Origin of the sequence: Aquimarina sp. MMG016 (assembly GCF_018100805.1) — a bacterium.
Classification (GTDB): Bacteria; Bacteroidota; Bacteroidia; order Flavobacteriales; family Flavobacteriaceae; genus Aquimarina.
In genome coordinates this window covers 122214-139163 of record NZ_JAGJEA010000009.1, presented here as the reverse complement: position 1 = coordinate 139163, position 16950 = coordinate 122214, and the positions used below count along the sequence as shown (strand labels likewise).

The 16950-nt window shown below is 34.6% G+C and carries 13 protein-coding genes; 3 read left to right on the top strand and 10 right to left on the bottom strand.

The features are described 5' to 3' along the window. Positions 1-115 precede the first annotated feature (115 nt). Complete coding sequence (locus tag J8M14_RS16675) at positions 116-2824, top strand: TonB-dependent receptor (protein WP_247672678.1); 2709 nt, start codon at positions 116-118, stop codon at positions 2822-2824. Next, positions 2821-4650, top strand: coding sequence for a YfiR/HmsC family protein (locus tag J8M14_RS16670; protein WP_211075947.1), 1830 nt, complete (start codon positions 2821-2823; stop codon positions 4648-4650). The genes J8M14_RS16675 and J8M14_RS16670 overlap by 4 nt, the downstream gene beginning before the upstream one ends. A 33-nt stretch (positions 4651-4683) precedes the next feature. On the opposite strand, the gene J8M14_RS16665 is transcribed toward J8M14_RS16670, so the two are convergent. The 3 genes from J8M14_RS16665 to J8M14_RS16655 are packed head-to-tail and all read right to left on the bottom strand — an operon-like array spanning position 4684 to position 7894. Continuing rightward, on the bottom strand, positions 4684-5136 hold the full coding sequence (locus tag J8M14_RS16665; RefSeq protein ID WP_247672677.1) for a DoxX family membrane protein: 453 nt from the start codon (positions 5134-5136) through the stop codon (positions 4684-4686). 2 nt (positions 5137-5138) lie between these two features. Further along, entirely contained in the window at positions 5139-5771 is a 633-nt protein-coding gene (locus J8M14_RS16660) for an HmuY family protein (RefSeq protein WP_211075946.1), read from the bottom strand. Positions 5772-5794: 23 nt separating this feature from the next. Beyond that, a complete protein-coding gene (locus J8M14_RS16655; RefSeq protein WP_211075945.1) occupies positions 5795-7894 on the bottom strand; it encodes a TonB-dependent receptor in 2100 nt (699 codons plus the stop codon). A 122-nt stretch (positions 7895-8016) separates the two neighbouring features. Here J8M14_RS16655 and J8M14_RS16650 point away from each other — a divergent pair, with 122 nt between their 5' ends. Then, positions 8017-8913 (top strand): DUF6607 family protein, encoded by an 897-nt coding sequence (locus J8M14_RS16650; protein ID WP_211075944.1) that lies wholly within the window; start codon positions 8017-8019, stop codon positions 8911-8913. A gap of 141 nt (positions 8914-9054) precedes the next feature. Here J8M14_RS16650 and J8M14_RS16645 read toward each other — a convergent pair whose 3' ends face one another. The 7 genes from J8M14_RS16645 to J8M14_RS16615 all read right to left on the bottom strand — a co-directional run bounded on the left by J8M14_RS16645 (position 9055) and on the right by J8M14_RS16615 (position 16927). Further along, positions 9055-9861, bottom strand: coding sequence for a DUF1080 domain-containing protein (locus J8M14_RS16645; protein ID WP_211075943.1), 807 nt, complete (start codon positions 9859-9861; stop codon positions 9055-9057). A 23-nt stretch (positions 9862-9884) separates the two neighbouring features. Next, the gene (locus J8M14_RS16640; RefSeq protein ID WP_211075942.1) at positions 9885-10937 is read right to left on the bottom strand and encodes a sugar phosphate isomerase/epimerase; all 1053 of its coding nucleotides are present in this window, start codon (positions 10935-10937) and stop codon (positions 9885-9887) included. Positions 10938-11038: 101 nt separating this feature from the next. Beyond that, positions 11039-12187 (bottom strand): Gfo/Idh/MocA family oxidoreductase, encoded by a 1149-nt coding sequence (locus J8M14_RS16635; protein ID WP_211075941.1) that lies wholly within the window; start codon positions 12185-12187, stop codon positions 11039-11041. A 152-nt stretch (positions 12188-12339) separates the two neighbouring features. Further along, positions 12340-13572: a nucleoside permease gene (locus J8M14_RS16630; protein ID WP_211075940.1), complete on the bottom strand. Its 1233-nt coding sequence runs from the start codon at positions 13570-13572 to the stop codon at positions 12340-12342. Positions 13573-13583: 11 nt separating this feature from the next. After that, positions 13584-14579 carry a sugar phosphate isomerase/epimerase family protein gene (locus J8M14_RS16625; protein ID WP_211075939.1) on the bottom strand — a complete coding sequence of 332 codons (996 nt, stop codon included), beginning with the start codon at positions 14577-14579 and terminating at the stop codon, positions 13584-13586. A 10-nt stretch (positions 14580-14589) separates the two neighbouring features. Beyond that, on the bottom strand, positions 14590-15225 hold the full coding sequence (locus J8M14_RS16620) for a gluconate 2-dehydrogenase subunit 3 family protein (protein WP_211075938.1): 636 nt from the start codon (positions 15223-15225) through the stop codon (positions 14590-14592). A 10-nt stretch (positions 15226-15235) separates the two neighbouring features. Continuing rightward, complete coding sequence (locus J8M14_RS16615; RefSeq protein ID WP_211075937.1) at positions 15236-16927, bottom strand: GMC family oxidoreductase; 1692 nt, start codon at positions 16925-16927, stop codon at positions 15236-15238. Positions 16928-16950: the final 23 nt, after the last annotated feature.

The following is a 16950-nucleotide window of genomic DNA, read 5'->3' as shown; positions in this document are numbered from 1 at the left end:
AATGTTTATATCTTGGATAAACTTGTCATACCTTTAAATATGCTTTATAAGCAGAATAAATTAAGGTTTAATACATAAACAAATTACAATCGCTACAAAAAAAATCCCCCTTATTTTGTTTGCTCAGTATAGATCATATCTTACTGTTTTAATATTTCTTTGTTTCGTTTCTTTGGGTTTTTCACAATCTAGAGCAGTAATTTCAGGAAATGTCTCAGATCAATTTGGAAATCTACCGGGAGCTAGAGTGGTTATAGAAGGCAATGATAAGACCACGACAACAGATGTAAATGGTAATTATATTTTTGATGTTGATGAAGGAGAATATGTAGTTACCTCAGGATTTGTAATGTATACATCCGTATCCAAGACTGTATCAGTCAAAGTGGGGGATACTGTTAGAGTAGATTTTGTTTTAAAAACCGGATTTTCGATGGATCAACCTGTTTCATTAGGATCAAGGGCAAAACCAAAATCGCTTCTCAAAAATACAGCTGCAGTAGATATAGTTTCCCCCCAACAGTTAACAAATTCATCTCAGATAGAATTGAGTCATATTCTACATTATATGATTCCATCTTTTCACTCAACAAACCAAACGATTGCAGATGGCACAGATCATATTGATCCCGCTACGCTCAGGGGATTGGGACCAGATCAGGTTTTAGTATTAGTTAATGGTAAAAGAAGGCATAGCAGTTCCTTGCTAAATGTAAATGGTACAGTTGGTAGAGGATCTGTAGGTACCGATTTTAATGCAATACCCATTGCCGCAATAGATCGAATAGAGGTTCTTAGAGATGGAGCTACCTCACAATATGGTTCAGATGCTATAGCGGGAGTGATTAATATTATATTGAAAAAACAGACAGAGATTATCCAGTTAGATAATAGAGTAGGTGTCAATACCGAAGGAGACGGTCTAAACGTATACTCATCTGCTAATTTTGGCCTTAAAATAGGAAAAGAAGGGTATATTAATGTTACTGCAGAATATAGAGAAAGAGATGCAGTTAACAGAGCAGGTAATTATACAGGGTCCATTTATTCTAATGATCCTACGCAGGATCAAATATTAATTGATCAAAATAATTTTTTTGGACAAACAGGTTATTCTGGTAAACGGGTTATGGAAATTGGAAGTGCCGAAACCCAAAACCTTACCTTATCTTTTAATGGAGAAATAAAGATGTCTGACAATGCAACCTTTTATATGCATGGCGGGAGAAATTATAGAGAAGGCAAAGCTAAAGGGTTTTATCGTTTTCCCAAAGACGAAAACAGGGTAGTTTTAGAGTTGTTTCCTAATGGATTTTCTCCAGAAATCTTAACAGATATACAAGATGATGCTGTTGCCGCAGGTATAAAAGGAATTAAAAATGATTGGAATGTCGATTTCAGTCACGCAATAGGTACGAATACATTAGATTATACGGTTAATAATTCTAATAATGCCTCATTAGGAATTGCTTCTCCCAGAACTTTTTATGCAGGTGGTTTTGTTTATAATCAAAATACTACTAATCTGGATATTTCAAGAACCTTTGATTGGCTTAGCGGAGTTAATGTTGCCTTTGGAGCAGAACTAAGAGTTGAGAACTATCAGATTGTTGCAGGAGAAGAAGCTTCTTATATTGATGGCGGAAGTACTTATATCAATGAAATTGGATTGGAATTACCCAGAGTAATTGGATCTCAGGTTTTTCCAGGTTTTCAACCCGAAAATGAGCTTGATCGTTTTAGAACTAATATTTCCGGTTATCTAGATGTGGAAGCTAATCTATCGGATAAATTATTATTGAGAGGGGCAGGAAGGTATGAGTCATACAATGATTTTGGAGGTCAAGCTATCTGGAAATTATCTGGTCGATATCGAATTAAAGAAGAAATAAGCATTAGAGCTGGATTCTCCACCGGGTTCAGAGCTCCGTCTTTACACCAAGTATTCTTTCAAAATATTAGTACACAATTTGTAAATGGAGAAAGTGTACAAGTAGGAACGTTTAATAATGAAAGTGCTATTGCTACAGAAGCTTTTCAGATAGGGAAATTAAAACCAGAATTGTCAAGCCATTTTAGTGCTGGTTTTAGTGGAAAGCTTAATGAAAATATCACATATAGTGTCGATTATTACTTGATAAATATAGAAGATAGAATTGTTCTCTCAGGAAGATTTGCTGAAGGATATGAAACGTTATTAGAACCATTCAATGTAGGAGCAGCTCAATTTTTTACTAATGCAATAGATTCTAAGACATCAGGGGCAGACGCCTCCTTATTCTTTAAAACCGCATTGGGTACCGGAGAATTTAACTCCTCTTTAGGTGTTAATATTACAAGAACCAGAGTAAAAGGACCTATCAAAGTTTCATCAGCCTTAATTGGACAAGAAAACGTGCTTTTTAATAGAGAAGAGGTCGCACGTGTTGAGTATGCTCAACCAAATTATAAAATGAACTCATTACTTTCATATGATTGGAATAAGTTTAGAGTGCAAATGGTAAATACACTTTTTGGAGAAGTAAAGTTCATTCATCCAGATGATGGAAATGCTGCTAATTGGGTATTAAATGACTTTACAGGAAATGTAGAAACTAGAGATCAGACTTTTTCTCCTAAAATAGTAACGGATATGGCTGTTTCCTACCAGTTTAATGATTTTATTAAATGTACATTAGGAGGAAATAATATCTTTGATGTATTTCCTGATAAACATAAACATTCGGCTAATACAGAAGATGGTAATTTCAGGTATAGTAGAAGAGTACAGCAATTTGGTGTTAATGGAGCAAACTATTATTTGCGATTATTGCTTAGGTTATGATCAAGAGATACCAAAATAGATCGATTTTCGGACTGTATTTGAATTCTATACTCCCTTACTTACTTGTAGTTCTATTTTCTTTAAAAATAAATGCTCAGGGTAGTTCTGATGCAGAAGTAAAAAGACTACAGCGAACTATCTTTGTTTTTAACTTCGCACAACAAGTAGGATGGCAGAATCTACAAGAATTAGAAACCTTTAAAATAGGAGTTCTTGGTCCGGATCGCACTATTCTGGATTTGCAAGCAATGTCTCAAAAACGAAAGATACATGGCAAGCCCGTAGAAATAGTAAGATTTCAATTAATAAAAAATGTAAAAAATATTCAGCTGCTATATGTCAATAATAAATACAACTATAGTATTAATTATATTTTAAATAAAATTTCTGATAAAAATATTCTTTTGGTTAGTGAGGATTATAATTTCAATAGCTCAATGATCAATATGGTTAATGTGGAAGATTCTTTTGAGTATGAAATCAATGTTACAAGAATGGAGAAAGAGGGGTTTGCTATTGCACCTTCGCTTAAAAGGTATGCGGTTACCTCATCAGAAAAGTGGAAACGTCTATACCGAAAAACAGAAAGGTCTTTGACTCAAGCACAGCAGGAGAAAAAGAGGCAAGATTCAATACTTAGAAATAAAGAGAAACAAATAAAATCTCAAAAAGATAAGATAACAGATCAACTAGAGAAAATAGATGATCAAGAGAACGAAATTTATACCAGAGAGGAACAAATTACAGAAAGAAATAGAGAAATAGAAAACCTCTATACTCAAAGCGAAATACAGCAAAAAAAATATGAAGAAAAGGTTTTAATAGAAGCAGAACTTGAAAAAAACATTCAGGAACAAATAGCATTTATAAAAACACAGGAGGAAAAAATTATAGCTGGTAATGAGGAAATTACAAAGAGGAATGAGTTCTTAAAACAACAGAGCAAGCAAATCAAAGAACAGGAAGATGTTTTAAAACGACAAAGTTCTGAAATTGATACACAAAAAAAGATTAATCTATTACTTATTACTCTGGTTCTAATTATTCTTGGAGCAAGCTTTTTTATCTATAGAGGATATCTTACTAAAAAGAGGTTTACCAAGGAATTGGAGAAAAAGAACCAGGCAATTTATGCACAATCCTTGGAGTTGGAAACCAAAAATAAGGAGTTGGAACAATTTGCTTATATAGCTAGTCATGACTTACAAGAACCTCTTAATACGATTTCGAGTTTTATAGGTTTGATAGCAGAGGACTATGGAGATAGTTTTGATGATGTTGGTAAAGAAAGTCTAGCCTTTATAAAAGATGCAAGTATTCGTATGAAAAACCTTATTGATGCTTTACTAGAATACTCTAGATTGGGACGAAGTAAAGAGTATGTAAAAGTAAACTGTAACAAGGTCATAGAAGAATTAAAAGATGATCTAAAAAATGTAATAGAAAGAACACAAGCAAAGATTAATATCAAAAACCTCCCAAATGTTAATGGTTCAGAAATAGAGCTTCGGTTGTTGTTCCAAAATCTAATTAGTAATGGGATAAAATTTAGAGATCAGGATACCATTCCACAAATTGATATTTCTTCATCTAAGGTTAATGGTTTTTGGCAGTTCTCAGTAAAAGATAACGGTATTGGCATTCCTAAAGAACATCAGGAACGAATATTTGCTATATTTCAACGACTACATTCTAGAGAACAATATCAGGGAACGGGCATCGGGCTAGCACATTGTAAAAAGATTGTCGAATCCCATGGTGGAGAGATATGGTTAGAATCAAAAGAAGGAGAAGGAAGTACTTTTTATTTTACAATTCCTTTGTAGAATTGTTAAAAACACTTCCTTTTTCTGCTAATTCTAAATAAACTTGACTCTCAACAATCCTTTCCATTTTGGATACTCTTTGGTTATTAGTAAGATATTAACCAAAAGATAGCTTCCTGTTAGCAATAGTTCTCCGATTTCATCAGGTTCTAGGAACAGATGAAATAAAAAAATATGTAAGGTAATAGGCAATAATAATAGTGCACCGATAAACCCAGTACTTTGAAGAATCAGTAGTAAACCAAATAACAATTCACAAATACCTAATACCTGCCAGAAATATCCGGTTTGTTTCATTCCATTGATATACAATACTTTTTGTAACGTGTTTATCTGATTTGGTTCCTGAAACTTTTTGGCTTTTTCAATAACTTCAATTGGAGTAGGGTTAGGATTCTTGAATTTCTGAATTCCACCGTAAATCATTATTCCGCCTAGACTAAGGCGCAGAACGATGAATATAATACTAACTATTTTGATGTTCATTATTACAAGTTTTTATCACCTTCATTAGGGTTATAAACATAATTAAAGGTATAATACCTCGACTCATCAGTAGATCCGTTTGGAGTAGTAGGAGCATCTTTATAATAGCTCGCTATTTGAACTTTGGCGTACCTTCCATCCCGGGTTCTAAAAACTAGTACTGTTCCAGGAATTGGTGATACTACATTTGTCATAAAATTGTAGTTATACCAGCCATTATCGCTCCCTGTAGGAATGGCAAAAGCGCCGTCTGCATCTTGATTAAATGTCAATCCATCAGCACTATTAACACTGGCGAAAGTATTTTCGACAATAGCTGCACCAGCATTTCCATTACGTATAGGTTCATCGGCAGAACCTGTAACAACTCCACCATTTATGGCAATTGCGGTTGCTCTAAAAGCGATATCCCAATCTGTATCACTTGTGGTTACTTCACCAGTTTTAAAGTCAAACTTTGTAAATTCTCCTGATGCATCCTGTCCCGAGCCAGGACCACCGATTTGTGGTGCAAAAATATTAGTAATTTGTTTAGATTCAATTGCAGGAGGTAATACCGGTGCATTGTCATCATCATCACTACAGGAAATGAAAGTTAGTGTAAGTGTGAAAAATAAGAATGATAGTTTTTTCATTGCTTTGATTTTTAGATATTAAGTTAAAATTGATAATTAAATCTGGCGAATAGTTGAAGGCCAGGGTTTACTAGTATTCTTCCGGTTTGCTCATTTGAAAAAGGGCTTGTTCCCTTGTAATCAAATAGGTTATTTGCTCCGACCTGAAATTTATAATGTGTATAAAAAGTTTTACTTAAGGCTAAGTTTACCAAAGCAAAACCTTTAATAAAAGAATTGTCAAATGTATCCAGAAAGCCATTTCCATTGAAATCTGTAAGACCAAATCGACTCCTATATACGAGTCTTAGGTTTGCATTTGCATTCCATTTTGGAATTGTATAAAAAACTTTGAAATTAGCAGTATGCCTTGATCTATTCTCTAATCCAAAGTAGTCGGATTGGCTTAGTCTTATATCTTGCCCAGTTAAAGGATCTCGGGCAAATTTTCCATTTTTAATTTCTTCTTTTACCTCTTTGTCATAAGCATATAGTAATTGATAACCTGCAGAAAGTGAGAGGTTTTGAAATGGCTCGTGTTTTAGATCTACCTCTAATCCTTGAGTATATATTTCATTACGATTGATATATCCAAATACATTTTGTCCATTTGTTTTTGGAGCTAGAATACGAGTGTCAATTAAGCTTTTAAAATCATTTCTAAAGAAATTGATATCTACTTTTGTTTTTCCCTTTTTATATACAAACCCCAGGTTGTATCCAATTGAACTTTCAGCATCCAAAGGTTCTCCTAACTCAGAAATATCTACTCTGAGTTGGCTTTCATTAACTTCGTCATTATCAATCAATCGCTGAATACCGGCAGCTTCTACTTCTTTACCAAATACAGTATACCCACCACCTAAGGCATTTGTGAAATCTAAATAGAGTTGTCTAAAATCCGGAGCTTTAAAACCTGAGCCGACCGATGCCTTTATAGAGATATTAGATGTAAAATCATATTTAAATGAAATTTTTGGACTTAATTGCGAATTGTATACGCTATGATTATCAAATCTAGCTCCCGCAATGATATTAAGTTTTTCAAAGGGCTTGAAGTCATATTGTCCAAAAATGTATTGAGAATCAAAGGTGACATTATCTGCAAATAGAGTGCGCTTTAGGCTTTCAAAATTATAACCTCCTCCAAAAGTTATAGTATTGTTGGTCCTTACATTATAATTAAATCTTATCTCCGGTCTTAATAATCGTTGATTAAAATCATTTTCAAATAGAATTTCATCACTTATAGAATCCAATGTTTGTTCGTCAGTTATATAGTTGGTGTAATACAATTCATATTGTAATGCAATTTTTTTTGTCGGATTATGATCAAATCTTAAATGAGCATTGAGGTCTTTTTCTTCACTGGTATTAGGAGAAACATCAAACTCCTGAAAGAAATAGCGACCCGAAGTAAAAGCTTTAAGCTTTTTAGAAATATCAAAGAAAAACCTTCCGTTAAATGTGTAATTGTAAGAAGGGTTAATGGTTTGTCCTTCTTGTTCGGGGGTTAAGTCATAACCATCGGTACTTAATCTATCTATAAAGAGAGAATATCCAATGTTGTTAATTTTTTGATTGATGCTTACATTAGTGTTTTGCCCATTAAAAGTAGCATAACGATGAGATGCTTGACCACTGATTTTATCTGATTTGGGCTTTTCGGTGATGATATTAATTACACCACCTAGTGCTTCGGAACCAAATAAACTGGATGATGGTCCTTTGACCACTTCAACTTGCTTTATGTTACCAATAGCAAATCGACTTAAGTCAAGGTTGCCCGAACTTCTTCCTATAACAGGAACACCATCGATTAATACAAGAATATAATCAGAGGCGATACCTTGAATTTGTACGCCATCACTAGAACCAATAGTAGCATCAGGAGTCATTATGATTCCGGTTTGTTCATTTAATACTTCGTTTAGTCTAATATTTCCACTTCTTACTATTTGACTTTTAGAAATTAAAGTAACTGGAAGTGGGAGAGAGGAAAGCTGTCTTTCTGTGCGAGTAGCACTGATTACAACTTCTTCTAATTGTTGTGATGACAAAGAGTCTGAAGTTTTTTTAATAAAAACTTCCTGACTATAAAGTGTTGATTTTAAGATTAAAAAAAAGATAACCGTTCTCTTCATGTTATTTAGACTGAATCTTAATAATTAAGTATTGGAACAAATATAAAATGTTATTTTTATTAAATCTAAATAAAATTAATTAATTTTGTCCTTGTATTTTTAACCATATAAATCATCATATAATGAAAATTGAAAAAGTAATTGTAGGGCTATTGGCATTGATTTCATTCAGTACTTCTGCACAAAAAGACAAGAAAAAACAGGATGTAGAAGCCATTAAATCAATGTGTGGATGTTATGAAGTGACATTTAAATATTCGGAAACATTTTCACCTAAAGAAGATTATATCAAATCAAAAGATTACGCTACAGGAGGGTTGGAATGGGCTGAGTTAATTGAAGACAAAGAGGATAAGTTATCTATTCAACATTTATTAATCGTAAGAGATTCTATGATTGTAAAGCATTGGAGGCAAGACTGGCTATATGAGAACACTGATGTACATCACTATCACAAAGACAATGTATGGAAATATACTTCTCTGATGCCTGAAGATGTAAAAGGGCAGTGGACTCAAAAAGTATATCAGGTAGATGATAGTCCTAGATATTCTGGTTCTGCTACTTGGGTACATGTAGATGGTCGTCACTATTGGGAGAATAAAACGGATGCGCCATTACCTCGTAGAGAATATACTAAGCGTAGCGATTATAATGTGATGGTAAGAGGAAATCGCCATGAAATTACTGATTATGGATGGATACACGAACAAGATAATGATAAAGTGATTCGTAAGAATGGAGGTGAAGATATACTACTGGCAAAAGAAAAAGGATATAATATTTATACTAAAGTAGCAGATGAAAAATGCCAACTTGCAAGGATATGGTGGCAGGACAATCAAAAGTTTTGGGCTTCAGTTAGAGAAGAGTGGGATGATATTTATAACCGAAATACAGATCTTTCGCTTAAAAAATCGGTGGATGAAAAACCACTATATAAATTTTTATTCGGGATGGATATAAAAACTAAACAAAAAGATATTTCTGAAGTAGTAGCTAAGTTTATAGAGGAATAGTAATTTTTTATTTATTCCTTTTAAAAAGAAATCCTAGGGGTAATATTATAAAGATAAAAAGATACCATCCGGTCAATAAACCAATTATGGTGATTGCAGCTGCAATCACCATAATCCAAATATTTTTTTGAGACCATTCCATCATAATTCTCTTACCCAAATATTTCTGTATTGTACAGGATTGCTATGATCTTGTAACTTAATAGGACCTTTTCCGTGAGCTTCATTTTTAGGTGAACCAATGTATTCTGTAGAGCCTAAAATTTCTATATGATCTTGCACTAGTACTCCATTATGAATTACCGTAAATGATCCGGATTTCGTTTTATTACCATCCGCATCAAATTCAGGAGCATGAAATATGATATCATAAGTCTGCCACTGATCTGGAGCTTTAGTTGCATTTACTAATGGGATATGTTGTTTGTATATTGAAGTAGCCTGCCCATTAGCATATGTACGATTTTGATAACTGTCTAGAATCTGTACCTCATATTTATTCTGAAAGAAAACACCACTATTTCCTCTTCCTTGTCCTTCTCCTTCAATAACATCTGGAGCACTCCATTCTAGATGCAATTGAATACTTCCAAAGTTTTGCTTAGTCTGGATATCTCCTGTTCCTGGTTTTACAGTCATTGTTTTATCAGGATTGATAGTCCAACCAGCTGTTGCACTAGGGTCTTTTGTAGAAACCCAGGAATCTAAATTAGAACCGTTAAATAATACTATAGCGTCCGATGGAACGTTGTTTTCATTAAAAGAGATTGCTTTTGGTTCAGGTTCCCAAACTTCGGTTTCCTTTGGATCTGTAATTTCTTTTTCCGGTTTAGTATTGTCTTGAACAGGTTTTTCTTTCTGTATTGCAGTTTGATCTGTATGCTCTTTTTCTTGTTTGCAGGAGTAAACTATTAAAGTTAATAGTAGTAAAAAAGATAATTTCTTCATTTTCGGTTTTCGTTTTTAGTTGGCTATAATCCTAATATTTTTTGGAGCTGTTCTTTATCAATATCTGCTCCAGCAAAATCATCAAAAGCTTTTTGTGTAGCTTCAATAATATGACTTTGTATAAATGGAGCACCTTCTCGGGCTCCTTGTTCAGGAGATTTAATACAACATTCCCATTCCATTACTGCCCAGACATCACAACCATATTCTGTAAGTTTAGAGAATATTGTTTTAAAATCTATTTGTCCATCACCAGGAGAACGGTATCGCCCGGCACGATCAATCCAATCACCATACCCGCCGAATACACCTTTTTTTCCTGTAGGGTTAAACTCAGAATCTTTGACGTGAAAAGATTTTATAAACTCGTGATAGTGATCTATATATTCGATATAATCTAGTTGCTGTAAAACGAAATGACTTGGATCATATAAGATATTTACTCGTTTATGATTCCCTGTTGCTTCCAGAAAGCGTTCAAAAGTAACACCATCATGCAGATCTTCTCCAGGGTGGATTTCATAGCATACATCCACGCCTTGTTCATCAAAATGATTCAGAATAGGAAGCCAACGTTTTGCAAGTTCTTCAAAACCCATTTCGACCAATCCGACAGGTCGTTGTGGCCAGGGGTGCATGGTATGCCATAACAAAGCTCCCGAAAATGTAGCATGTACATTGATTCCTAGTCGTTTACTTGCAATTGCAGCATTTTTCACTTGTCTGATAGCCCATTCAGTTCGTTTTTTTGGATTGTTTTTACAATCATCCGGTGCGAAATTATCAAACATAATATCATATGCTGGATGAACAGCTACTAGTTGTCCCTGCAAGTGTGTAGAGAGTTCTGTGATTTCTAATCCATAGTCTGCAATTTTACCTTTTAACTCATCGCAATAAGTTTGACTCTCAGCAGCTTTATCAAGATCGATTAATCTGGTTTCCCAGGTAGGGATTTGAATACCTTTATATCCAAGGTCTGATGCCCATTTGCATAAACCATCTAATGAATTGAATGGAGCCTTTTCATCCATAAATTGCGCAAGAAATATTGCAGGGCCTTTGATTGTTTTCATTTGAATAGTTTTAATCTGTCACATTGAGCGGAGTCGAAATGTAATACATTTTCTTATCTCTCGACTCGGCTCGAGAAGACAGAATTTAGATTTTTATTTACTTATATTAATTTAGTCCATTCTGCATTATTTTTACTACTCTCTACTGCGGCATAAATGAATTTCATTCCTCGCACACCATCTTGTGCAGTTGGAAAATCGGGTAGAGTAGAACCAGACTTACTATCTTTTATTTGATTTAATTCTTTTGCAAAACTTCTGTAAATGGTGGCAAAACCTTCTAAATATCCTTCTGGGTGTCCCGCAGGAATACGAACATATTCTGATGCTTCGGGATAACCGCCATTTCCTCCAGGAGTATATACCTGCTTAGGTTGGTCAAGCCACTTTACTACTAATTCATTTGGATTTTCTTGGTACCATGTTACACTTCCTTTAGTACCATAGATTTTTACTCCCAGATTATTTTCTTCTCCAGTTGCAATTTGTGAAAAGGTCATAACTCCTTTGGCTCCATTATCAAAGCGTAATAATATATTACCATCATCATCCAGCGTTCTGCCTTCACCATAAGCAGAAAGATCAGCAGCTAACTCTTTAATTTGGATTCCGGTAATATATTCTACTAGATTTTCAGCGTGTGTTCCGATATCACCAAGAGCACCTCCGATTCCTGACTTGTTAGGATCTACTCTCCAGGCAGCTTGTTTCTGCCCAGTTTTTTCTACGGCTGTTGCCAACCAGCCTTGAAGATATTGCACATTTACTTTACGAATTGTTCCAAGATCTCCTTTAGCAATCATAGCTTTAGCTTGTTTGACCATAGGGTATCCTGTATAGTTATGTGTAAGCGCAAAAACCTTTCCTGAAGATTGTACAATCTTTTCCAGTTCAACTGCCTCTTCCAAAGTTAACGTCATAGGTTTATCACAAATTACATGAAAACCATGTTCCAAGGCCATTTTTGCAGGAGGGAAATGCATATGATTTGGGGTCACAATAGACACAAAATCCATACGCTCTTCTTCAGGAAGTTTAACTTCTTCAATAATCATCTGTTCAAAACTACCATAAGTTCTATGTTTTGGAATTCCTAGCACTTCCGCGGAAGCAATACTTTTATCTTCACTACTAGAGAATGCACCACATACCAAATCAATCATTCCATCAATACTGGCGGCTTTTCTATGTACATCTCCGATGAAGGAACCAATTCCTCCACCTACCATTCCCATTTTAAGTCGGGTCATTTTTCTTTAATTTTATTTTAATTAAAACTAATACTTAGTATTTAAAACTTATAGAATCATTATATTATTTTGATTGTAGGAAGCAGTTGATAGTATGCAGTATTTTATGGTATAAATAATTACTGCTTACTGTAAACTGGATACTTTTTACTTCATTCCTTATATTCTATTTTTTCGTTTTTGAAAAATACTGCAAAAAGAAGCATTACTACTGTCGCAAATATAGCTGGGAAGATCCAAATGCTTTGCCAATCATGACCATCACCTTTTAGATATGCATTTGCATCGGTAATTTGTCCAGCCACATAAAACCCAATTAACATTCCTAATCCATAAGTAGCTAAGGTAATCAATCCTTGTGCTGCACTTTTGAACTTTTCTCCTGCCTTACTATCCGTATAGATTTGACCGGAGACAAAGAAGAAATCGTAACAAATACCGTGTAGAGCGATCCCAATAATTAACATAAAGGCCAATTCTCCTTCATTATCATAGGCAAATAATATATATCGAACTGCCCAAGCTAACATTCCTACCAATAATGTTTTTTTGAATCCAAATTTCTTAAAGAAAAAGGGAAGAAGTAGCATAAAAACAACTTCTGAAGCTTGACCAATAGTCATTTTACCTGTAGGGTCGGTCACTTTGATTTCACTTAAAAATTGATTCGTATGTTGGTAGTAAAAAGCTAGAGGGATACATATTAATATAGAAGCTAAGAAGAACATCAAAAAGTTTCTATCCTTTAATAGTTTTATAGCATCTAAACCTAAAATTTCTGAGATTGTTACTTTTTGATTTTTACCAACCTTTGGAGGTGTTTTGGGCAACGTAAAACTAAAAACTCCTAAACAAGCTGAAGCTATTGCTGTCATCAGGAATGTATTTTTTAGCATTCCACTAGAAACACCTTCTTCAGAATCCCAATGAAAGGCATAGCTTATTAATAACCCAGCTACAATCCATCCAATAGTACCAAACACTCTAACAAATGAAAACTGTTTAGCAGGATCATTCATCTGATTGAAAGATACAGAATTTACTAATGCTAGTGTTGGCATATAAGCGATCATATACCCTAGAACATAGGGGTAGAAAGCACCAAAATCTGTAGCGTTAGCCATTTGATACATTAAAAAAGCCCCAATGAGATGGAGAATTCCTAAAATTCTTTCGGCATTAAAGAACCGATCTGCAATCAGACCAATAATAAATGGCGCAATAATGGCACCCCAAGATTGGGTTGAGTATGCCATTGCAATTTCTGCGCCACTAGTGTTTAGAGAGTTCGGTAAATAACTCCCTAAGGTTACAAACCATCCTCCCCAGATGAAGAATTCTAAAAACATCATTAGGGAAAGTTGGACTTGAGTTGTAGTCTTCATATATATGTTCGTTATTGTATTTGTTTCGCTGTGTTTAGTAATAAATCACGGGTAGCTTTAATACCTTCTATTTCTCCTAATCTTTCCCCTTCATATTCTACACCAATAAAACCATTGTATTTTGCTTTTTTCACAATTTCTAGCATTTTTTTATAATCAATTTTGGTTTCATTGCCTTCAGCATTAAAATCATAGGATTTCGCACTAACAGCTTTAGCATAAGGCATCATTTCTTCAACACCTTTATATTTGTCATATTCTTTAATACATTTAGCCTCCCATCTTTTACCTCCTTCACGTTCCAAGCAAAAATTTCCAAAATCTGGTAGTGTGCCACAATTAGGCTTATTAACTTTTTTAATCACCTCTATAAGTAATGCTGCATTAGAAGATAAGTATCCATGATTCTCTACAATTACATTAATATTTTTGGTTGCAGCATATGTAGATAATTTACCTAATCCATCCACAGCAACTTCTACCCATTCTTTAGGATTATTGGTACCGAATAGATTGACCCGGATAGAGTGGCAGCCTAAGAACTGAGCAGCATCTACCCATTTTTTATGATTTTGAACAGCTTGATTACGTTCCTTCTCATTAGTAACTGCAAGATCACCTTCACCGTCAACCATAATGATTAGGTTTTGAATTTGATGTTCCTCGCTTTTAGATTTTAAGGTTTCTAACAGTTGTCGCATTCCAATCTCTGGATTGGGGTTTTTCTCTAATTCTTTGGAATAGAGATGATTTACATATTCGACTCCTTCAAAACCTAGTTCTTTAGCTTTTTGTGCAAAATCCAAAGGATTCATTTTACCGGATAGGATTTCTTTATGTAGAGACCATTGCGCTAATGATAATTTAAAGAATGGTTTGTCATTTTTGGTTTCAGCCACAGCTATTTTTTCTTTTTCTTGTTGTGCTTCAGTATTTTCTGAAGCGCTGTTTTTACAGGAACATATTATCAAGGTTATGACAATAGCTTTAGTGATTGTTTTTAGCATGATTTACTGTTTATAGTGACCAGGCTTTTCCACCTGTAAGTTTTTCTATTGATTCGCACCCAATTTGTTCGCCGGGAACTGGCAAGTAAGCAAGAACATTTTCTCCGATCTCTTCGTGAGTTTTATATCCCCAAATAGAAAGATCTCTAACGACAGATAGGTATAGAAATATTTTGGCATCTTTAGAGATATTTTCAAAATCCTCCGGCCCTTTCATTTGTTCCATTTCCTTTTGATATGCTTTCTGTTGCTCTTTGGATGTACGAAGATATTTTGTCAACAGAGCATCATACTCTTCAATCTTTATCTTCTTAACCGGTTTATCTTCGTTAACGTCAAATTCATTGGTAACAATACCCGCTATGTTTTTGAACATCTGTGTTTCTTCATCTTTTATAGCATTATTAATGAATTTTTCTACAAACATGGGTACATTAAGTGATTTTGCTCCTGGAGTATCTGTTTCAGGTATAATAAGATCTACTAATTGATCTAAGATTTTAGCTTCATCTTCAGAAAATAATTCAGGAACCCAGGTTAATTTTATTTCCTTGGTACAGCTTTGTAAGATACTAAGTACTGTGGGGGTAGCAGCAATATATCCTGCTGTTAATCCAATATTTTTTATGGCTTCTCTTCTATTCATTGTGATAGTATTAAGCGTTTTTCTGAATTTGTTTTGCAGCATGTTCAGCTGCTCTGGCGGTAAAAGCCATATAGCTAAGAGATGGATTTACACAACTGGAAGATGTCATAAATGAACCATCGGTAACATATACATTAGGCACTGCATGAATTTGATTGTTTTCATTAAGTACTGATGTTTTAGGGTCTTTTCCCATACGAGCTGTACCCATTTCATGAATTCCCAATCCTGGAGCACCAATATCATCCCAGGGTTCAATGTCTGTAAACCCTGCTTTTTTTAGCATTTCCATTCCTTGGTTTACCATATCCTTACGCATTTCGAGTTCATTTTCTTTAAACTCTGCATCAAAAGTAATGGTGGGTAATCCCCATTCATCAAGTTGATTATAATCTAATGTCATTTTGTTTTCGTGATATGGCAGACATTCCCCAAATCCCATTAATCCTATTCTCCATTTACCAGGTTTTAAGATGGCATCCTTCATTTCGGCACCATACCCTAGTTCTGCGATGGTTTCTCGCCAATCTTCTCGACTGGCACCTCCTTGATATCCATACCCCCGTTTGAAAGTTTTTTGATCAGTTTCACCACCTATGTTCCTGAATCTTGGGATGTATAAACCATTTGGCCTTCTGCCTTTATAATATTTATCTTCAAATCCATTATAGGTTCCAATGGCACCTGCCTTAAAGTGATGATCCATAATATTACAACCTAATTCTCCAGAGTCATTACCCATTCCATTTGGAAATCGTTCTGATGTAGATTGAAGGAGAATACTTGCTGATGCAATTGATGAAGCACATAGAAAAATTACTTTGGCAGTAAATTCGTGTTTTTCTTTGGTGATAGTATCAATTACTTTGACTCCAGTAGCTTTTCTTGTTTTATCATCATAGATCACTTGATGAACAATAGAATTTTCGCGTAATTCCATGTTTCCGGTTCGTTCAGCGGCCGGAAGAGTAGAAGAGTTACTACTAAAATAGGCTCCAAATGGACAACCACGCATACAACGATTACGGTATTGGCAGTTCATTCGTCCATCAAAAGTTTTGGTACCCGTAATATGTGCTGTTCTTCCTATGGTAAGTACTCGGTCAATATAGTTATCAGATATATTAGATTTTAAATGATCCTCAACACAATTTAATTCCATTGGTGGTAAAAATTTACCATCGGGCAATTGTTCTAAGCCTAAGTTTTCACCACTTACACCAATAAACTCTTCAACTTTATCATACCAGGGTGCAATATCTTTGTAACGTACAGGCCAATCAATGGCTATTCCTTCTTTTTTATTGGCTTCAAAATCAATATCACTTAATCTGTAACTTTGACGCCCCCACATTAAAGATCTACCTCCTACGTGATACCCTCTTATCCAATCAAAACGTTTGGTTTCGTTATAAGGATGTTTTAAATCATTAACAAAGAAATGACGATGTGCTTTATCGGTTACATAACCTGTACGGTGTTGTTTTTCTTGCTCTGCAATTTCTTTTTTAGAGGGTTCTCCTTTAAGTTCATAATCCCAGGGATCATCATTCATAGTAGTGTAGTCTTCAATATGTTTTACCATTCGACCTCTTTCTAGGACTAATGTTTTGAGACCTTTTTCACAAAGTTCTTTGGCAGCCCAACCGCCGCTAATACCTGTTCCAACTACAATTGCATCATATTGTGGTTCTTTTTGCATAATAAAAGATGATTTGCTTATAA